Below are 19,598 nucleotides of genomic sequence, written 5' to 3'. Positions count from 1 at the left end.
TCACTGGCCTCGGGTCTGGTGCCCAGTTCCGCGCCGCCGGGGTGCTGGCCAAGCAGCACCGGCTCAGGCGGCTGTCCGAGTACCTGCCCGCCAAGGCGGACCGCTACCAGAGGCTCATCGCCGAGAACGAGCAGCATCCGCTGATCGCCAAACGCACCGTTCTCACCGACGAGATCCGGCACGTCTGCGTCCGGCGCTCGAACCTCAACGACGCTCTGGCCTGGGCTGCCGCCCGCAGCGCTGCGATCGGGCGCAGGGTTGAAACCGTGCCAGATAGGCGAGGGTCGAGCCGCTCCTGGTGCTCAGATGCAGGCCGGACGCGTCGGCGAGACGGTGCAGAGGGCCGAAGGGGATCCAGTGCCGGTCGAAGAACTCGCCCACGACCAGCCGTCCTGCGGGGGTGAGCACCCGTACTGCCTCATCGAGCACCCGTTGTGGTTCCGGGGTCTCGCCCAGTGCGGTCACCAGATACATGGCGTCGAAGGTGTCGTCGTCGAAGGGCAGCTCGCGGGCATCCGCATGGGTGGGCACGATGTTGGGTACTGCGCGCTGCCCCGCGCGGTGCATCACGTGGCGGAGCATCTCGGGTTGGATGTCGAGGATGTCGAGCTGCCCGTGGGGCCCGAGTTGCGGTGCGATGTGCAGCGACTGCAGTCCGGTGCCGGGCCCCACTTCGAGGATCCGCTCGCCCGGGCTCGGGGTGAGCACCGCGTCGAGCCGGGCGGATGTGAGGAACGGCAACGGCAGGTCCAGCAGGCTGCGTTGGGCGTAGGGGTACGGCGCCTTGTCGCCGAACCACCAGGCGCCTGCGGCGGCAGCGGCACTGAGGGCGCAGGCCCAGCGCAGGCGCGGTGCGGTCAGGACAGCAGAGCCCATGGTGTTCTCCAGTTCTGTGGTATCCGTGGTTGCAGCCCGGGTCGGTGTGGCGGGTTTCATGGGGTGCGGGGCAGCGCTCGAACCGCCAGGCGGACGCATACCGCTGCGAGCGGAAGTTCTGCGAACAACGCCATGACCAGCGCCGCGCGCAGTTCGCTCCCGCTGGCCGCGGTCATCGTGTCGAACCAGGCGTCGACGGTGAGCAGGGCGGCCGTCGCGGCGGCGGCCGGTGCCAGTCGCCGATCCCCGCGGGTGGCCAGCAGACCTGTGGTGATCAGGCCGACCGCCTCCAGCGCGTCCAGACCCACCCAGGCGGCGGACCAGTGCGAGGCACGGAAGGTGGTCGGCAGGCTGGTGGCCAACACGACGAGCCACGGCAGCAGCGCCACCCCGCAGCCGGCCAGGACAAGACCCCGCCGTCGGCCTGGAAGGCGGTCCGGACGACGGCGCTGCGGGCTGGGGAGCGATCCCGTGCGCGGGCCGTGCGGCCTGTGTATGCCGCGCTCGGCGTCCGGCTCCGGGAACAGTTCGATGATTTCCTGCACGCCCTTCAGCCTGAGCCGCACAGCGATCACAGTCAGTAATGCCGGGTGCCGTTCTCAGGGTGGTGCCAGCTTCACCATCGATCCGGATGCACGGTGCATGGCATAGCCCTCACCTGGCGTTTTACCGTCGAGCCATGACGATTCCCCGGGCGCTGCGGCGCAGAGTTGTTCGGGTCCGGCGGGACACCGGTTTCTTGGCGGCCGGGATTCCGCTGCACCTTGCGCTGGTGCCGTTGTGGAGCTGGATGGCGAGTGTCGCGAAGTCGAGGGCGTGGCCGGTGCTCCCGCTCCCGTTTGTGCTGATCTTGCTCGGTGTGCTTGCGCTCACCGCTGTGCAGCGACGCCGTTACCGGGTGCTGCTGGGAGTGGAGATCCTCCGGCTGCCGGCCGCGCGCGAGCAAGGGTGGCTGAGGCGCGCTCTGCGGTGGCTATCCGTGGCCCAGACCTGGCGGCAGGCCGGATACCACCTGCTTGTCGGTCCGCTCCTGGCTGTGGTGGAGCTGGGGGTGCTCGCTGCGTGGGTCGCGGGCCTTGCTGGCGTCACCGTCAACGGGTGGGCCTGGATGTTGCCGGTCCAGGTTCGCCTGGACTATGTCGACTACGCGACCCAAGCGGTGTACTACACCGCGGCCGGTGTGCTGCTGCTGTGCGCCGCACTCTGGCTGACCGGGCCGGTGACCCGCGCCGAGACCCGGATCGCGCTCGCGCTGCTCGGGACCAGCCGCTCCCAGCAGCTTCAGCAGCGTGTCGAGCACCTATCCGAGAGCCGCACCGACCTGATCGACGCCGTCGATACCGAACGCCGCCGCATCGAACGCGACCTGCACGACGGCACCCAGCAGCGCCTAGTCTCCCTCGCGGTCAACCTGGGCCTGGCCAAGGCCACCCTCACCAACCTGCCGGACGAGGCCCGCACCGTGATCGACGAGGCGCACCGCGAGGCGAAGGAGGCCATCGCCGAACTCAACGACCTGGTGCGCGGCCTGCACCCGGCCGTCCTCGAAGACCGCGGGCTGGACGCGGCGCTGTCCGGGCTGGCCGCCCGGGTACCGATCCCGGTACGGCTGCGAGTCGACCTCGAGGAGCGAGCGGCGCCCACCGTGGAGTCGGTCGCCTACTTCGTGGTCTCCGAGGCGCTCACCAACGTCACCAAGCACGCCCGCGCCACCCGCGTGGACGTCACTGTCAAACAGATCGGGAGAATGCTGCGCGTGAACATCACCGACGACGGGATCGGCGGCGCCGACACCTCCACCGGCAGCGGACTGAGCGGGCTGGCCAAACGGGTCGGTTCCGTCGACGGCACCTTCCACATCAGCAGCCCGGTCGGGGGCCCGACCACCATCGCCGTGGAGCTGCCATGCGAGCCGTGATCGCCGAGGACTCACTGCTGCTGCGCGTCGGGCTCGTCAAGGTCCTGGAAATGGCCGGCTTCGAGATCGCCGCCGAAGTCGGCGACGCCGAAGCCCTGCTTGCGGCCGTCGAGGAACACCGGCCCGGGCTGGCCCTGGTCGATGTCCGCATGCCACCCGGCTTCACCGACGAAGGCGTGCGCGCCGCGCTGGTGATCCGTAAGCAATGGCCGCAGACCGCGGTGGTACTGCTCTCGCAGTACGTCGAGGAGCGGTATGCGGCCGACCTGCTGACGGCCAACACCAGCGGCGTCGGCTACCTGCTCAAGCAACGCGTCGCCGACGTGGAGGAGTTCGTGGCTTCCGTTCGGCGGGTTGCAGCCGGGGGCACGGCACTGGATCCACAGGTGGTCGCCCAGCTGCTCGTGCGCCGCCGCACTGACCCGCTCGATCGGCTGACGCCACGCGAACGGGAGGTACTCGCCCTGATGGCCGAGGGACGCTCCAACACCGGGATCGCCGAGGCCCTGGTCGTCAGCGACAGCGCAGTGGCCAAGCACATCAACAACATCCTCGCCAAACTCGACCTGCCCGCAGCCGACGCCGACCACCGGCGCGTTCTCGCCGTCCTGAGATTCCTCGGCACTTCCCCGACCTAACCGACCCGCCGCCCGCACCCCTACCGCCGTTCGGCCCAACAGACCGGCAAGCCAACAAACGACGTCTCGCGGACACCGAGCCAGTGGCAGCGGTGAGAAGGGCGCAGTCCACCTGAACGGCGCTCGGATCGGCGGTCAACTGATCTGCGCGCGCACCGCGCTGCGCTTCAAGTGCGCGCCGCGCGGTAGCCGACAGGCGCACACGGAAGGAGTACCGGGCATGCCCGGCCCCCTCCGTGGTCGCGTCTGTCGTCATGCATCCGAACCTACCCGGGGGGACTGACAGTTGAGACCTCTTGATCGCCACGGGCTCGCTCACCTCGTCGCGGGTCGCCCTGGAGGCGAAACCCCTATTTCCTGTCCTGCTCCGCAGGAGTCCGATTCCTCCCCGGCCTGAAGGCCGGGGCATCCTCGGAGGAACCCGGTGAAGTCCGCATGATCCTCATGGCCCAGCGCCGCGACCAGCTGGACCGCGTCGTCACCAGCCGATCCGAGCGCGCTTGGGGCCGTGTCACAGGGTTCACCCTGGGCTACGGATACCAATCCTGGTGTGCTCTGATCGGATTGCTCGGCACGGTCGCCAGCGCCATTGTCCTGTCGCTGATCCTCGGCATGCACGGTGCCCTCGCGCACGTCGACAGCAATGCCGCCTCACCCGGTCCCTGCTCAGTCCTCGACCAGGTCGGGTTTGGTCTCAACGTCTCACTACCGCTGGTCAAAGTCGCCACCGGAGCCTGTGCCGCCACGAATACAGTCGCTGGGCAAGCACTCACCGCGGCCGGCTGGCTCCTGCAAGTTCTAGCGTGGGCGTTCACCACACTCTTCGTCGCCGGCTTCACCAGCGCCGTTCGCAAGACGTGACGTACGGCGTCGACGCTCGCGACCACCAGAACTATGACCGCCACCGCGTCCAGGAGTATCAGGGGAAGCTGCCAGGTCGGAGATCGGCGGGCCGCCCCACGTCCCCAGACGGCGAAAGCGCTCGCCGCCGTTGCGTCACGCATGGGACACTGATCAATGGCCGATGTGGAGGCCGAGGGATGGACAGCCCTCGCGCGTGGGCCGTGGTGGACGGCAGGGGGAGCGACAGGTGGCAGGACTCGTCCGGATTCCGCTGGAGGGCGGGGGCTCGGTTCTGGTTGAGACTACGGCTACGGTCGATGGACCGGTCAAAGCCGGTCGGGTCGCTGATGCCATCCACGAGTTTCCCGCGAGTTTGCAGGCGGCCCTGAGGCCGGTGTCGGCGACAGCCCGTGCGGTGCTGCACCAGCTGCGCGAGGCCGGCCCTGACGAAGTCGAGGTCGAGTTCGGCGTCGACCTGGCCGTCCAGGCCGGGGCCGTGATCACCAAGAGCGAAGCCAACTGTCACCTGAAGGTGAAGGTGACGTGGAAGAACGGCGACAGCGACCAGGAGGCTTCGGACAGTCGCTGAGGATCGTGCTGTGGACTTGGTTGACGGTGCTCTCGGCGATGGATCGGCCCCGCGGATGCCCTCGGCGGTGGCCCAGGTTCTCAGCCCCGAGGGAGATGTCGCCGGTGCGGCATTCCTGGTCGGCGAGCGGGTGGTGGCCACATCCGCGCATGTGGTGGCCGCGGCAGGGCACGGCCCCGGAGACACGCTGCGGCTGGCCTTCCCTCATGCCCACGGTGCGCCGCGGGTGGGCGGGGTCGTCGTTTCCGAGGCGTGGCGGGATCCTCACCACAGCGATGTTGCCGTCGTACAGCTGGAGGAAGCTCCCGATGGCGTGGTTGCGCTTGCGCTGGGTTCCGCGGAGGGCTGCCGAGGACACCGGGTGCGCTCGTTCGGGTTCCCCGCTCAGGCGCCGACTGGCGGTCACTTCGGCTATGGAATCGCCGGCGACCTGCTGCCCGCTGGTGCCGAGGAATCCGGCCCGGTACTGCAACTGACCGATGCCAACGACCTGACCACGGGATTCAGCGGTGCACCTGTCGTTGATGACGTCACCGGTCTGGTGATCGGAATGCTCACCGCGATCACCACGCCTGACGAGCACTCGAAGGGACAGGGCATCGCCTACGCCACTCCTGTCGAAGTCCTGCGGCAGGTGTGGCCCGATCTGGCTGAGCAGCAGGTATGTCCGTACCGCGGCTTGGAGCCGTTCACCGCGGAACACGCTGGATGGTTCCACGGCCGTGACTCCGCCATGGAAGGGATCCTGGCCGCGTTGGGCAGCCAGCAGCGGGTGGTCCTGGTCCTCGGCCCCTCGGGCGCGGGCAAGTCGTCGTTGGTTCAGGCAGGCGTGCTGCCCGCCTTGGCCCAGGGGAGGCTGCCGGGCAGCGACCGGTGGCTGCCGTTGGTCGTCCGCCCCGGGGCGGACCTGCTGACCGAACTGGAGCAGGCGGGGCTGCCGGGCGCCGCGACCGACGGGATCGTGTCTGCGGCAGAACGCAGACTGGCCGCGGAACCGGCCTATCAGCGGCTCGTCGTGGTCGTCGACCAGTTCGAGGAGTTGTTCACCGCAGCCGCCGAGTGCCGCACGCCGGGAGAGGGGCTTGTCCCCGCGGACGAACTCGTGAGGCTGATCCGCTCGCAGGCCGCGGTGAGCGTGGTATTGATCATGCGAGACGATTTCTACCCGCGGCTGGCCGCCGCAGCCCCCGCTCTTCTGGAAGCTGCTGCCCCCGGTCTGTTCAACGTGCCCGCCGGCGTGAGCATCCCGGACCTCCGCGCCATCATCACCCGACCCGCTCAGGCGGTGGGCCTCCGCGTCGAGAACGGGCTTCCCGAGCGGATCATCACAGACCTCCTGGCCGCCGACGCCAAGGGCTCAACCACCCGGCAGGCGGCAGCGATCCTCCTGCCTCCTTTGGAATTGGCCCTGCGACAGATGTGGGACCGCCGCCAGGACGGCTGCCTCACACACCGTGCCTACCAGCAGATCGGCGAAGTGACCGGCGGTCTGACCTCTTGGTGCAACACAGTCGTCAGCCGACTTCCCGACGAGCAGCGGCTCACCGCGCAGCGCATCCTCAGCGCACTGGTACGGCCTGCCGACGACGCCCGCTCCATCCCGGCCACACGTCAGCAGGTCCTCCTCAGCTCCCTCAAAGCACTGGCGACAGACGCACCGCTGACCGGTCACGCACCAGACCACTCATTCGAAGAAGTACTGAACACCCTCACCCGGCATCGCATTGTCACCACCCACGTTCCCAGAAAGCCAGACGGTACCCTCGGCCCCCCGGTGGCGGAGCTCATCCACGATGCCCTCATCCGCGACTGGAAGGACCTGCGAGACTGGCTCGCCGACGACCGCGCGTTCCAGGCCTGGCTGCACCGTGCCGGTGAACAACAGACACGCTTCGCCAGGAGCGGTCATAAAGGGGATCTGCTCGACGGCACCGATTTCTCGGAAGGAACGGCCTGGGCCCGGCAGCGCGGGTTACCCGCGGACATTGCCGCGTTCCTGTCCGCCAGCCAGCGACACCAACAGGCCGCGGCGCGCCGGGCCCGGCGCATCAACAGCATCCTGGCCTCCCTGCTTGCCATGGCCCTGATCGCCACCGGTGTCGCCGTGTGGCAACAGCAGACAGCGGTCGCTGCCCGGGAACGTGCCTTAGCCGCGCAACGGATCGCCCAGTCCCGCCAGTTGGCAGCTCAGTCCGCCACACTGCTCGACAGCGCGCCCGATCTGGCTTCTTTGCTGGCTGTTCAGGCGTACCGGAGCAGCCCGACCGCCGAGGCCAGAGCCAGCCTCATCGTCGCCGCCGCACGTCCCCTTAGGTACACGGTCGACGTCGGTTTCCAAGAGGTGAAGTCGGTGGCGATCAGCCCTGATGGCCGCCTCCTCGCCACCGGAGGCGAACACCAGGTCCGGCTCTGGGACGCAGACAGCGGCAAGCTCCGTCGGACCATCACCAACCTGAGTGAGGGCGTGAATTCGGTTGCCTTCAGCCCCGACGGACACACGCTCGCCACCGGAGGTGGCGGGATGATCCGGCTGTGGGACCTGGCGACGGGAAGACAGCGGCGCCCGCTCACGGGTCTGAGCGCACCGGTGTGGTCGGTGGCCTTCAGCCACGACGGCCGCACTCTGGTGGCCGGCAGCGGCGCGGACCGGAAGGTACGGCTGTGGGATGTGGCCACCGGTACGGTCAGAAAGGACCTGATCGACCCCGAACGCAGCGTCGATTCCGTGGCGATCAGTCCCGACGGGCACACCGTCGCTGCCGGCAGCGGCAATGGACCGAGGGTGCGGGTGTGGGACGTGGCCACCGGCAAGGTTCGGCACACTCTGACCGTTGGCACCGCGAGCGGCGGCGTTTTTTCGGCGGCGTTCAGCCCCGACGGCCGTACGCTGGCCGCGCCGAACGAACGCACGGTGCGGGTGTGGAGTGTGGCCACCGGCAAGGTTCGGCATACCCTGACCGTTGGCACCGCGAGCGGCGGCGTCCTTTCGGTGGCGTTCAGCCCCGACGGCCGCACGCTCGCCACCGGCAGCGACGACGGCACGGCACGCCTGTGGGACGCGGACACCGGAAGGATCTTGAAAACCCTCACCGGCCACGGCACCGTGCTTTCGGTGGCGTTCAGCCCGGACGGCCGCACGCTCGCCACTGGCAGCGACGACGGCACGGCACGCCTGTGGGACGTACCGGAGAACACGATTCTGGACAGCACCAGCTGGCTGGATTCGGTGGCGTTCAGCCGGGACGGCCGGATGGTCATCACCGGCAGTGGCAGTGACGGCGCCGTGCGCTTGTGGAACGTCGTCACCGGCAAGCCCGGCAAGACACTCACCGATCCCACCGGGACCGGTGAGGTGAACGCGGTGGGCCTCAGCCCCGACGACCACACGCTTGCCGTGAGTACCCTCGAAAGGGTGCGCTTGCTCGACATAGCGACCGGAAAGACCCTCAGGACGCTCCGCACGGGAGTGGGTACCCCCGTAGCCTTCAGCCCGGACGGCCACACACTGGCCACCACTGCCAGCGGCGTCACCGACGGCACCGGCGCCATGGCAAGGCTGTGGAACGTCGATACGGGAGCATCCAAGATCTTGCGCGACCCCGCCGGCGGCAGCATCGTGACGTCGATGGCGTTCAGCCCGGACGGCCATACCCTCGCAACAAGCGGCGACGGTGACAAGACGGTCCAACTGTGGGACGTTGCCACCGGCCGGGTCCGAAAACACCTCACCGGCCACACGGAACCGGTCAGCTCGGTGGCGTTCAGCCCGGACGGCCGTACCCTCGCCACCGGCAGCGACGACGGCACGGCACGCCTGTGGGACGCGGACACCGGAAGGATCTTGAAAACCCTCACCGAGCCCACCGGCACCGGCCGTGTCGACTCGGTGGCCTTCAGCCACGACGGCCGTACCCTCGCCACCAGCGGCGACGACGACCAGACAGTCCGGTTGTGGGACGTCGCCACCGGCCGGATCCGCGACGACCTGACCGATCCCACCAGCAGCGTCCACTCGGCGGTGTTCAGCCCGGTGGATCAGATCCTCGCCACCAGCAGCAACAACGGGACAACGCGGCTCTGGAGACTCTCCCTTCCTGACGCGGTGGAAGCGATCAACAAGATCTGCGGAGCACTCCACAGGGATTTCACTCGGGCTGAGCGTTCGCAGTACCTGCCGGACCAGACCCCGGGCATCGTGTGTCCGACATGAATCACCGGCCACGCCCCCGCCTGCTACTCCCTGTCCCTTTGCCACCAGGTCCGCGGCGAACAGCACACGCCGCCGACTTCTACCGACGCCAGACCCACCCGGAGACCACTCCGCAAACCGACACCCTCACCGTGGCCGGCACCTGCCCACCCCACGAGATCAGCTTCGACACCAGCCTCGCCACCGTCCTGCGCACCCTCAGCCGACTCTCCACCGCACCCGACGCCCATCCGCGAGGCCGCCGCCACCGCATCGACGCCCTGACCAACTACGTCGCCGACACCGTCACTCGCCACTACACCCGCCATCCCAGCGTCGAACTCCCCGTCCCCGAACCCCTCTTCGCCGACCGGGTCGAATGGCTCCTGACCGCCACCCGCCCTGGACGAGGTGGGTGGGGCAGGCTGCTGGTCGCGGGGCTTGGGTCGGCTACTGCTTCTTGGTGAAGCTGCCGGTGTCGGCCTCGGTGAGGACGTCGAGTTTGACGAGGCGTTTCAGCTTGGCGTGGGTTCCTTCAATATTCTCGGCAGCAGTTCGTGGTCGAGGGCTTCGCAGACATCACGGGCCCGCAGCGGGCCGGTGGCCTCGTTGAAGACAGCGAGGATGCGGGGGTAGTCCGGGTGATCGCCCAGCGGACGCGGGAGGCGGAGGAGGCGGGGCGGTGCTCGTAGTCGCGGACCAGGCGCCGGTGCAGTATGAGGATCCCGTAGGTCTGCTCGACCCTCCATCGCTTCGGCTGCGGGACGAACCCCTTGTCCTGGGGGTTGCGTTGGACGGTCTCGACGTCGATACCGAGGCGGGGGCCGTGCGCGGCGACCTGGTTCTTGAAGCCCTGGTCGACCAATGCCTTGCGGACCGTGCCGCCGGTGTGCTCGGCGACTTGGTCCAGCAGGGCGATGCCCGCGGCGTTGTCGTGCATGTTGGCGGCGAGGACGATGACGGCGATGACCAGGCCCAGCACGTCGACGGCCAGGCCCCGTTTGCGGCCCGGCACCCGTTTACCTGGGTCCCAGCCGGTCGTGGTGGCGGGGACTCCGGCAGCCGCGTGGACACTCCAGGACCACCAGGGTTGGGTCCTGAACGGAAAATCGATCCCCGGCCGGGCAGGCGGCAGCATCCGTTCCGCGGAGCGGGACGGATGTCTTGAGCGGGCGGACAGTTCAGGCGGCGGGGGTGAGGCTGACGGTGTGGTCGAGGGCTTGGAGCTGGCGGACGAGGTCGCGGGTCTTACGGGCCGGGTTGAGGTGGCGCTGGTGCCAGTCCGCACCGAGCTCTCGGTAAGGGGTGTCGGGGTCGTTGAGCAGCTGCCAGGCGATGACCAGGATGGAGCGGGCGACGGCGACCAGGGCCTTGGAGTGACCGCGGCGTTTGACGATGCGGCGGTAGCGGGCCCCGAGGAAGGTGTCGGTGCGGGCGGCGGCACTGGCCGCCTCGCCGGGGGCGCCCTTGAGCCAGGAGTTGCCCTTGCCGGTCGGGCCCGCGGTGTTCTTCGGTCCGGACTGGGTGGTGCGGGCGCACAGTTTCGCCCACGAGACCAGATGCTCGGGGGTGGGAAAGCGGCTCATGTCCGTACCGATCTCGGCGAGGATGATCTTGGCGCCGGTGGGGCCGACCCCCGGGATCGCGTCCAGGCACTCAACGAGGGCTCGTGCACTCCGTCCGCCGCCCTGAGCATCAGGCGGGTTGGGTGCCGCGCCGTCGCGTGGGGCGGTGATCTGCTCCAAGGCCAGGTCGATCAGCCGGTCGAGCTCACGGATCTGCGCGGTGAGGTGATCGACGGTCTACCGCGACCACGCGCTCAAGGCCGTCGCCGCGTTCGCCAAGAGCTACGGCGCGAAGTTCCCCAAGGCTGTCACGAAGATCACCGACGACGTCGGCGAACTGCTGGCGTTCTACGACTTTCCCGCCGAGCACTGGATCCACTTGCGCACAACGAACCCGATTGAGTCGACCTTCGCCACCGTTCACTTGCGGACCAAGGTCACCCGAGGTGCCGGCAGCGCGGCCGCCGCCTTGGCCATGGTCTTCAAGCTCGTCGAGCCCGCCCAGGCCCGCTGGCGGGCCGTGAACTCACCTCACCTCGTCGCCGTCGTCCGCGCCGGAGCCCGCTTCGAACGCGGACAGCTCATCGAGCGCACCCAGCCCCTCTCGGCATAACAACCTTGCTGCCCCTGTCGTCGTGCCCTACCTGGGCCAAGATCAGGATGCTGGGTGTCACAAAGGCGACAACATCATGAGGACCTCATCGCGATCGTCGTCGGAGGCCAGCCGCAGAGCGCCGGGCCACCTGCCGATCTCCTTCCAGCCGAGTCGGCCATAGAACTCTTCGAGACCGACACCACCGCGGGCAGCAAGGTGCAGCTGCTCCAGGCCCATCTCGTCGCGGGCGACCTCACGGACCCGGCTCATCAATGCCGCGCCGATCCCCTGGCCCCGGACGCCGAGACGGGTTTGCACGTGGTGAATCGTGCCCCAGTGCGCGACGGGCGGGTGGGGATCGCAGCGGATGTTCAGCCAGCCCGCGACGGTGCCATCGGCCAGGGCGATCAGAAGGCGGCTGGTCGTTGGGGCAAGCTTCTCGATGATGCGGTCAAGGACAGCGGTGACCTCGGCGGCATCCACCGGAGGAAACGGGAACCCGGCCGCCCCACCCGCATTGCTCACCTCGGTCCAGCAGTCCACGAGGGTCTGCTTCAGCTCGTCAGTGATTTCGTGCGGGTCAACGATCTGGGTGAAGCCAAGGGCGTTGCTGCTGGTCATGGGGACGAGTGTCACAAACGAGCCGCGCTCGTCGACACTCGGGGTACCCACCCGAACTTCGCTGGCGCAGACAATGATCCACAGGATTTGATGCGATTACTCCTCACGGACCTGGCAGCGCAGGAGTTCATGGATGACCTGGTCGGTCCCGTCGTCCCGCCACGCGGCGAAGTACTAGTACGTCGCGCTCTTCTGCGGCAGGTCGTGCGGAAGGTAGGCCCACTGACAGCCGGTCCGGCCATGGTAGAGGATCGCGTTCACGATCTCCCGCATCGCATAGGCGCCCTGATGGCCGCTCACCGAGCGGTGCCGGTCCTTCCATGCCGTGATCACCGGCTCGATCAACGACCACTGCTCATCCGATAAGTCGCTCGGATACGGCTTGCGTTCACTCACCCCGCCACACCAACAGACCCCCGGCTGCGGACCGGCAGATTCCGCCCGCACCCACACCATCAGGCGACGACAGAACTACCCAAAAGACTCACGAACCGCCCTCTCAGGCTCAGGCGCCAGGCGCAAGGGCTGACCTAGGCGCGGGTCAGCTTGTTTTGCCGCCGCCTGGTAGTACGTCACACCTCGCAGGTTCGCGACGTAGAGACCAGCCCGCTGGAGCCGCCGATCAGTTGGACCGACGAGGAGGCCCGTAGCGTCCTCGCAGATACGCAAACCACCTTGGTATTCGACGAGGTGAAGACGGTGCAGGCCCCCGGGTGGTGGTACGAAACGGTCTGCGGGTCCATCCAACGGCACATACATAGGTCCCCCTTCAGCGCAGAATCACCGTAGCCCTCCGGAGCCAGGCTGGGTGAGCCGTTCGCATGAAGACTGGTGGGTGCAGAGCAATGACATCCATCTCTGACATCAACAGGCACGGACGGCGTCGTGGCACAGCAACTGCGCGTGGATTCACCGCGCTCTCTGGTACCGGGTACAGGGCAAGCGCGGTCGCTGAACCGAACTCCTAATGCGGAGGTCGCTTCCCACCCGGCCTGGCTCGAACGGGCTGGCCCTCCACAACAGGCCGGTACTGGGGGAAGTAGCCGCCGGCCGACGCGGGCCAGCCATATCGTATGGCGGATGGGCCTTGACCCAAGGCCGGGTAGTTAGCGATCTCCCTGAGCTTGCAAGGCAGTTGATGTCCAGGTCGTGACGGCGTAGGGGCCGGGGCCGATGGGATTCGCCTCGGAAAACTCTGTCACTGATACCGATAAGATGCCCAGTCTTTACTACAAGAGCTCCCTCATCTGATCATGAGCTCGCTCGCCCAAGGGGTCCCTCGCATGAGTCAGACGGCCGATGCCGCCGCAGTCCGCGATGCTACGTCCAGTCGTCCGGGTCTGTCGTCACCGACTGAGCCAGCACTGCTGCACCGCGCGATCACGCTGCTCGCCGTCATCAGCTTGTTCATCGGTACGCGCGCCGACTGGAACACCGCGATTGCGAAGCGTCCGGCGATCGGGCTTGTCATAACCCTCGGTTACGCCGGAATTCTGGTTTTCGGGATCCTCGCCCTCTCGGTACGCGGTCAGCGCGCCCTCGTGCGCGTCGACGCGGGCACCCTGCTGCTCGGCATCATTCTGGCACTGTGCTCGTACGCCCTCGGCAGCGGAATGAACGACGAGACGGTGCTCATGACCCAGGCCACGCACGAGCTGGTACACGGGCATGCGGTGTACGGGCAGGAGTGGCCGTGGGTGTTCCAGCGCCACCACGTCGGAGTCACGAAGACTATGTCGGGCGGTGCGGACTACTCCTTCGCGTATCCGCCGCTGGCAGTGCTGTTCAACGCCCCCGTGTATGCGTTGATCGGCGCCAAGGCGGTCACGTTCGTACCGACAGTCTTGCTGATCGTCGGCGCAGCAGTGCTGTGGGCACTGCTGCCGATGCCCTGGCGGTCGGCCGCGACGGCGGTCTGCCTTGGCTTCCCCATGCTCAAGGGGTACGCGGCCCTGGGCTATCCGGCAATCCCGGCACTCGTCCTGCTCATCCCCGTAGTGAGTCACTGGCCCTCTATCGGTGCCTGGGGGCGGCTTCGCCGCTTGGACGTCATTCGCGCGGGGCTTCTTGGCGCCGCATGCGCGACGCATCAACTGCCCTGGTTTCTAGCGCCGTTCCTGTTGATGGGTCTGTACGCATTGCGGCGCGGTGAGCTCTCAGGGCGGGCGGCGCTCGGCGTGGTCGCACGCTTCACGGCGATCTCTGCGGTCGTGGCCCTGGCCGCCAACGCCTACTTCATCGTGCAGAGCCCGCGGGCCTGGGTCTCCGGCCTGACCCTGCCTTTCACCCAGCACGGGGTGTTGCACGGACAGGGCATCATGGGCCTGTCGTACTACTTCTCCAACGGCAGCAGCCGACTGGACTTCTACTCGTACGGCAGCATGCTGCTGGCCGCCGGACTGCTCGTGTTGTTCGTGCTCTTCGTACGGCGGTTGGGCCCGGCCGCCGTCGTACTGCCGTGGTGCGCGTTCTACTTGGCAACGCGGTCACAGGACGGCTACTACCTGATGATGACCCCGCTGTGGGTCGCGGCCGCAGCCACCGCCCCCGCGTCCGCCTTCACATCCGCCTGGCAGCCCCGGTTGCCGCTGGTCCGACGGCGGGCGGTCAACGTGGCCGTGGCAGCGGCGGTGCTGGTTCCGGCCGCTGCCTCTGTGACCATCGCCGCCGCAAGCGCGCCGCCGATCCGGCTGGTGGTCAACGACGTCCAGGGCGACAGCGGCGGTATCAGCGGGCTCACCTTGCAGGCGACGAACACCGGTGACACCACACTGGCCCCGCACTTCGCGTCAAGTACCGGCGAGAGCGCATCTGCGTACTGGACCGTACGCAGCGGCCCGGGCGTGCTGCGCCCGCACCAGTCGGCGCGTTACGTCCTGGTGCCGAGTACCGAACGCTACTCCCTCCCAAACCGGGCCGACCTGCGGGTACGAGTGAGGGTTTTCACGGACAGACCGCAGACCCTGAGCAGCACGGACATCCACGTACCGAAGGGCTAGTACTCCAGCAGCGTTTCGCTATCTGGCCTGGTCAGAGGCATCGTCGGGAGTGTAGTTGACTGATGGCCCATCAGGGGCGGTCTTGCCGGACCGCCCCTCCAATGAGTGGCATCGAGAACTGCTCGAGCTGTGATGAGGGCAACCTCCCCGCGTGATCGACGACCTTTCCGACCGGACCTGGGACCGTGAACTCGACGACCTCTTCCTGCGCATCGGCCACCGTTTCGGCTGCGCCGACCTGCGACGCCGCATGCGCGACTACGTCCGCGCTCTGCTCGGTCCGGTGGGCCGCAAAAACGGGTGGCAACTGGCCGAACACGCCGGCCATCTCACCCCCGACGGCCTGCAGCGGCTACTGAACGGGGCCACCTGGCAAGCCGACGCCGTCCGCGATGACCTGCAGACATACGTCGCCGACAAGCTCGGCGAGGACGGCGGAGTGCTCATCCTCGACGACACCGGCTTCGTCAAGAAAGGCACCACCTCCGCTGGTGTGCAGCGCCAGTACTCTGGGACCGCCGGGGCTTGTATTTCAATTAGTGCTTGTTCAGGCGAAGTTGGTGGGACGGTGGACCATGACCGTGCGTCCGCCCGTCACCGCCTTACGGGCCAAGTTCGATCGGATCCTGCCGCATCTCGACGAGCGCCGCTGTCGGCTCTACCTGGCTAGCGAGGCCGCGGCCATCGGCCACGGCGGGATCGCTCTGGTTGCTGCCGCCTCCGGGACCAGTCCCGCCACCATTGCGCGTGGCGTCACCGAGCTGGCCGGGGACCCGGTGCCGACGCGGCGGGTCCGGGCTGCGGGAGCTGGCCGGAAGCCGTTGACCGTCACCGACCCCGGCCTGCTGGCGGCTCTGGAGGCGCTGATCGAGCCGCACACCCGGGGTGATCCCGTCTCCCCGTTGCGATGGACCACCTTGTCGCTGCGGGCCCTGGCCTCGACTCTGACGTCACAGGGCCATCCGGTCAGTGCCGCAACCGTCGGGCGCCTGCTGCACGGCCTCGGCTATAGCCTGCAGGGCACCGTCAAGACCACCGAGGGCGCCAGCCATCCGGACCGCGACGCCCAGTTCGCCCACCTGAACGCCACGGCCACCGCCTTCCTCGACGACGGACAGCCGGTGATCAGCGTCGACACCAAGGCCAAGGAATGGCTCGGCAACCGAGACCGGCCCGGTCGCACCTGGCGGCCGGGCAAGGACCCGATCAAAGTCGACTGCCACACCTTCACCACCAGCGACCAGCCCGTCGCCATCCCGTATGGGATCTACGACATCGCCACCAACACCGGCTGGGTCAACGTCGGGACCGACCACGACACCGCCGAGTTCGCGGTGGAGTCCATACGCCGCTGGTGGCAGCGCCGCGGACAGGTGCACCACCCGGACGCAACCCGGTTGCTGATCACCGCCGACGCCGGCGGCTCGAACGATCCCCGTCGCTGGACCTGGAAGAAACACCTGGCCGCCTTCGCCCTGGAGAGCGGCTTGGAGATCACGGTCTGCCACTTTCCGCCGGGCACGTCGAAATGGAACAAAATCGAACACCGAATGTTCTGCCACATCACCGCGAACTGGCGCGGCCGACCACTGACCAACTACCAGGTCGTCATCGAAACCATCGCCGCGACGACCACACGCACCGGGCTGACCATCGACGCCGAGCTGGACACCGGCAGCTACCGCCTGGGCACTACGGTGACCGCCGCCGAGTTCCAGGCCCTGCCAATCACGCCCGACGCGTTCCACGGCGACTGGAACTACACCCTGGCGCCAGTCCCGCCCCAAACGCCACAGACGCCGGCAACCGCCCGGCGGATCGACCCCGACCTGACCACGATGCTCAGCAACCCGGCCCTGACCGGCATGCCGCGGTCCGACTTCGAACGCCTGGTGGCAATCTCCGAGCCGTACTGGGACGCCCTGGCCGAAGCGGCCTTCCAGCGACGCTTCCACCGTCCGCGCAGTTACCTCCACCCGCAGACCAGCAGCCTGGACCACTACCACCGCCTCCTGGCAGCGCTCTTACGCCGACGCAGGGCGATCACCAGCACCCTCCTGGCCCAACTGCTGGGCGTTACCCGCACCAACCTCTCCAACCAGTTCCAAGACGGGCACCGGCTCCTGGACCTGCATCGCATCGCCGTTACACCGCTGCCTGGGTCGCCCGCCCGGACCCTCGAACAGCTTCGAGTTCGCTTGCCTGACAAGGACCATCCGGAAGATCAACCCTGACAGTTATTCAGAAACAAGCCCCCGGCCGCACCGAGAACCGCCAGATCGGCGTCTTCGCCGCCTACGCCACCTCCCTTGGCCGGGCCCTGGTGGACCGCGAGCTGTATCTGCCCAAGTCCTGGACGGACGACCGCGAACGCTGCCGTGCCGCCAAGATCCCCGATGAGCGGGCCTTCGCCACCAAACCAGAGCTGGCCAGAGCAATGGTGCTGCGAGCGCTCGCCTCGCCGCTGCCGATCGCCTGGGTGACCGCCGATGCCGCCTACGGCCAGGAGTGGCGCTTTCGCCGGATGCTGGAAGAAACCACCGTCGGCTACCTCTCGCCGTCCCAAAGTCCCAGCAGGTACCGCGCTTTGGCCGCATCGACCACCTCTTCACGCAGGCACCGGATGAGGCATGGGAGAAACGCTCGTGCGGCGACGGTGCCAAGGGCCCGCGCGTCTATCACTGGGCGGCCGTCCAGCTCCCCGTGATCGAGGATTTCGATGGCGAGCGCCCTACCCGTCACCGCTGGGCGCTGGCCCGGCGCAGCATCAGCAGACCCGATGAGATCGCCTACTACCTCGGATATGCCCCGGTGGGCACCGGCGTCGACCGGCTCGTGCGCGTTGCTGGGCGCCGGTGGGCGATCGAGGAGTGCTTCCAGGCCGCGAAGAACGAGTGCGGCCTGGATGAGTACGAGGTCCGCCGTTACGTCGGCTGGATGCGGCACGTCACCCTGGCCATGCTCGCGCACGCCTTTCTCGCGGTCACGGCGGCGCAGGCGGCGGCAAAGGGGGGTGCAGAAACGGTTCCACCCTGGTTCCGCTCACCGTGGCGGAAGTCCGCCGGCTGCTGGCAACTGGCCTCGCACACCGACCTCGCCCGCCGTTTCGTATCCACGCAATGAGCTGGTCACGGTGGCGGCGAAGGCGTCAGACCGTCGCCAGGCACTGCCACTACCGGCGACGATGCCACTCGTTGGAGGGGCGGTCCGGCAAGACCGCCCCTGATGGGCCATCAGCCAACTACACTCCCGACGATGCCTCTGACCAGGCCAGATAGCGAAACGCTGCTGGAGTACTAGTCGGGCTGGGCGCGGCCACATGTCTGGCTGCATTGAAGGCTCCCCTCCCTGAAGGGAGGGGGTTCTCCACCCTCCAGGGCTGCGTGGGGATTCACGGCTCAGGCCGCCTCTTGGTCCAGCGGACCAGGAGGTCTTACGCCCTCGGCACCGTCCGGGTTCCAACCTGCCCGGACCAGCATCACGCGGGCGGAGTTCTTGTCCCTGGGCGAGACGGCTCCGCACACGGTGCAGGCATAGGTTCTCATCGAGAGAGGTAGTGCGTGCTTGGTTCTCGCTCCGCACGTTGCGCAGTCCATCGTGGTGTGCGCCGGGTGCACGAGGCGGACGTCCCGTGCGTGCTTGCGCCCCATCTCGACCAGAGCGCGTCTGGTGGCGGCGATGGCGGCATCGGCCGCCTTGCGGGCCATCGTGGTTTTCGCGAGGAACTTCGGGCGGAAGTCCTCCACCGCCACCCCGTCATGATCACGCATCACGGACTTGGCCCACTTGCGGCCGGTGTCCTCCCGCTGCCGCGCGATCTTCTTGTGCAGCTTCGCGGCCTGTGCCTGCGCCTTCCGGTAGCCCTTGGATGCGGGCCGGCCCTTCGGACGCCGGCGCCGGGCCATCATCCGCTGGTACTTCGCGAGCCGCTGCGCGGCCCGCTTGCCGTGCTCGGCATGCGGGAGATCGTAGGCGTCATCCGTGGTGGTGGCCGTCTCCTTCACACCCCAGTCCACCCCGAGCACCCGCCCCGTGAGGGCAAGCGGTTCGTTCTGCGCGGGGGCGACGAAGGACACATACCAGTGCCCGAGCGTGTCCTGGTACACGCGCACACTCGACGGGTCGGCCGGAAGAGCCCGCGACCACACCACGCTCAGCACGATCTGGCCCGCAAGGTGCAGACGACCGTCCTTCAGACGGAAACCCCGCCGCGTGTAGTTCAGGCTCGGGCGGCTGTCCCGCTTCCGCTTGAAGCGGGACATCCCCGCCCGGCGGTGCACCGCAAGCCCGTCCTTGATGTCCTTCAGCGCCTTCGCCCGCGACGTGGCGAAGTCGCGGATCACCTGCTGCTGCGGCACCGAGGCACCCTCGGCCAGCCACGGCATCACCCGACGCGCCTCGGTCAGCATCCTGTCGAGCTGCGCCGGACCACACGTCAGCTTCTCGCCGGACTCCTTGCTCTGCTGGTGGACCTGCTTGGACTTGGCCACGCACTCGTTCCAGAGCCACCGGCAGCGGTCCCACTCCGCTTCAAGTGCGCGCCGCGCGGTAGCCGACAGGCGCACACGGAAGGAGTACCGGGCATGCCCGGCCCCCTCCGTGGTCGCGTCTGTCGGCATGCATCCGAACCTACCCGGGAGGACTGACAGTTGAGACCTCTTGATCGCCACGGGCTCGCTCACCTCGTCGCGGGTGGACGGTCCTTCGCCCTGGAGGCGAAACCCCTATTTCCTGTCCTGCTCCGCAGGAGTCCGATTCCTCCCCG

Annotated in this window: 14 protein-coding genes and 5 pseudogenes; 11 read left to right on the top strand and 8 right to left on the bottom strand. The window is 68.0% G+C overall.

Annotation, left to right across the window (positions count from 1 at the left end):
• The 3 genes from ABZ904_RS38865 to ABZ904_RS38855 all read right to left on the bottom strand — a co-directional run.
• Positions 1 to 182, bottom strand: a 182-nt coding sequence (locus tag ABZ904_RS38865) for a hypothetical protein (protein WP_361828853.1), incomplete at its 3' end; no start/stop codon positions are given.
• A gap of 22 nt (positions 183 to 204) precedes the next feature.
• Positions 205 to 876, bottom strand: a complete 672-nt coding sequence (locus ABZ904_RS38860; protein WP_361828851.1) for a class I SAM-dependent methyltransferase — start codon at positions 874 to 876, stop codon at positions 205 to 207.
• A 56-nt stretch (positions 877 to 932) separates the two neighbouring features.
• Positions 933 to 1,421: a hypothetical protein gene (locus ABZ904_RS38855; RefSeq protein ID WP_361828850.1), complete on the bottom strand. Its 489-nt coding sequence runs from the start codon at positions 1,419 to 1,421 to the stop codon at positions 933 to 935.
• Between the two features lie 134 nt (positions 1,422 to 1,555).
• On the opposite strand from ABZ904_RS38855, the gene ABZ904_RS38850 reads away from it, so the two are divergent.
• The 6 genes from ABZ904_RS38850 (at position 1,556) to ABZ904_RS38825 (ending at position 9,520) form a co-directional block, all read left to right on the top strand.
• Entirely contained in the window at positions 1,556 to 2,794 is a 1,239-nt protein-coding gene (locus ABZ904_RS38850; protein ID WP_361828848.1) for a sensor histidine kinase, read from the top strand.
• On the top strand, positions 2,782 to 3,432 hold the full coding sequence (locus tag ABZ904_RS38845; RefSeq protein WP_359410433.1) for a response regulator transcription factor: 651 nt from the start codon (positions 2,782 to 2,784) through the stop codon (positions 3,430 to 3,432). Before ABZ904_RS38850 ends, ABZ904_RS38845 begins: the two co-directional genes overlap by 13 nt.
• A 435-nt stretch (positions 3,433 to 3,867) precedes the next feature.
• Entirely contained in the window at positions 3,868 to 4,293 is a 426-nt protein-coding gene (locus ABZ904_RS38840; protein ID WP_361004688.1) for a hypothetical protein, read from the top strand.
• 229 nt (positions 4,294 to 4,522) lie between these two features.
• Entirely contained in the window at positions 4,523 to 4,864 is a 342-nt protein-coding gene (locus ABZ904_RS38835; RefSeq protein ID WP_359411426.1) for a CU044_2847 family protein, read from the top strand.
• Positions 4,865 to 4,874: 10 nt separating this feature from the next.
• Positions 4,875 to 9,074, top strand: coding sequence for a hypothetical protein (locus tag ABZ904_RS38830; protein ID WP_361828845.1), 4,200 nt, complete (start codon positions 4,875 to 4,877; stop codon positions 9,072 to 9,074).
• 131 nt (positions 9,075 to 9,205) lie between these two features.
• Positions 9,206 to 9,520 (top strand): hypothetical protein, encoded by a 315-nt coding sequence (locus ABZ904_RS38825; RefSeq protein ID WP_361828843.1) that lies wholly within the window; start codon positions 9,206 to 9,208, stop codon positions 9,518 to 9,520.
• A gap of 173 nt (positions 9,521 to 9,693) precedes the next feature.
• Here the strand turns inward: ABZ904_RS38825 and ABZ904_RS38820 are convergent.
• Together ABZ904_RS38820 and ABZ904_RS38815 are read right to left on the bottom strand one after the other, a co-directional pair.
• Positions 9,694 to 10,156: pseudogene (locus ABZ904_RS38820) on the bottom strand (transposase); the annotation flags it as partial.
• 78 nt (positions 10,157 to 10,234) lie between these two features.
• A complete protein-coding gene (locus ABZ904_RS38815) occupies positions 10,235 to 10,798 on the bottom strand; it encodes a transposase (RefSeq protein WP_361828841.1) in 564 nt (187 codons plus the stop codon).
• Positions 10,799 to 10,865: 67 nt separating this feature from the next.
• Between ABZ904_RS38815 and ABZ904_RS38810 the strand changes: the two are divergent.
• A pseudogene (locus tag ABZ904_RS38810) lies at positions 10,866 to 11,231 on the top strand (transposase); the annotation flags it as partial.
• A gap of 57 nt (positions 11,232 to 11,288) precedes the next feature.
• Here the strand turns inward: ABZ904_RS38810 and ABZ904_RS38805 are convergent.
• On the bottom strand, positions 11,289 to 11,834 hold the full coding sequence (locus tag ABZ904_RS38805) for a GNAT family N-acetyltransferase (protein WP_358548338.1): 546 nt from the start codon (positions 11,832 to 11,834) through the stop codon (positions 11,289 to 11,291).
• 102 nt (positions 11,835 to 11,936) lie between these two features.
• Positions 11,937 to 12,230 (bottom strand): annotated as a pseudogene (locus tag ABZ904_RS38800) (transposase); the annotation flags it as partial.
• Between the two features lie 887 nt (positions 12,231 to 13,117).
• Between ABZ904_RS38800 and ABZ904_RS38795 the strand changes: the two are divergent.
• The 4 genes and pseudogenes from ABZ904_RS38795 (at position 13,118) to ABZ904_RS38780 (ending at position 17,540) form a co-directional block, all read left to right on the top strand.
• A complete protein-coding gene (locus ABZ904_RS38795; RefSeq protein ID WP_361828839.1) occupies positions 13,118 to 14,833 on the top strand; it encodes a hypothetical protein in 1,716 nt (571 codons plus the stop codon).
• Between the two features lie 205 nt (positions 14,834 to 15,038).
• A pseudogene (locus ABZ904_RS38790) lies at positions 15,039 to 15,356 on the top strand (transposase); the annotation flags it as partial.
• A gap of 52 nt (positions 15,357 to 15,408) precedes the next feature.
• Positions 15,409 to 16,967 (top strand): annotated as a pseudogene (locus tag ABZ904_RS38785) (ISAzo13 family transposase); the annotation flags it as partial.
• A gap of 96 nt (positions 16,968 to 17,063) precedes the next feature.
• Positions 17,064 to 17,540, top strand: a complete 477-nt coding sequence (locus ABZ904_RS38780) for a transposase (protein ID WP_361828859.1) — start codon at positions 17,064 to 17,066, stop codon at positions 17,538 to 17,540.
• 691 nt (positions 17,541 to 18,231) lie between these two features.
• Here the strand turns inward: ABZ904_RS38780 and ABZ904_RS38775 are convergent.
• On the bottom strand, positions 18,232 to 19,452 hold the full coding sequence (locus ABZ904_RS38775; protein WP_361828837.1) for a transposase: 1,221 nt from the start codon (positions 19,450 to 19,452) through the stop codon (positions 18,232 to 18,234).
• Between the last annotated feature and the right edge of the window lie 146 nt (positions 19,453 to 19,598).

The organism is Streptomyces sp. NPDC046900 (assembly GCF_040644975.1).
GTDB lineage: Bacteria > Actinomycetota > Actinomycetes > Streptomycetales > Streptomycetaceae > Streptomyces.
Note: the sequence above shows the minus strand (reverse complement) of the source record. Positions and strands in the feature narration are given on the sequence as shown.

Coding starts and splice junctions, on each gene's coding strand:
- ABZ904_RS38795 (WP_361828839.1), top strand. CDS start 13,118: ATGAGTCAGACGGCCGATGCCGCCGCAGTCCGCGATGCTACGTCCAGT.
- ABZ904_RS38775 (WP_361828837.1), bottom strand. CDS start 19,452: ATGCCGACAGACGCGACCACGGAGGGGGCCGGGCATGCCCGGTACTCC.
- ABZ904_RS38805 (WP_358548338.1), bottom strand. CDS start 11,834: ATGACCAGCAGCAACGCCCTTGGCTTCACCCAGATCGTTGACCCGCAC.
- ABZ904_RS38860 (WP_361828851.1), bottom strand. CDS start 876: ATGGGCTCTGCTGTCCTGACCGCACCGCGCCTGCGCTGGGCCTGCGCC.
- ABZ904_RS38850 (WP_361828848.1), top strand. CDS start 1,556: ATGACGATTCCCCGGGCGCTGCGGCGCAGAGTTGTTCGGGTCCGGCGG.
- ABZ904_RS38845 (WP_359410433.1), top strand. CDS start 2,782: ATGCGAGCCGTGATCGCCGAGGACTCACTGCTGCTGCGCGTCGGGCTC.
- ABZ904_RS38840 (WP_361004688.1), top strand. CDS start 3,868: ATGATCCTCATGGCCCAGCGCCGCGACCAGCTGGACCGCGTCGTCACC.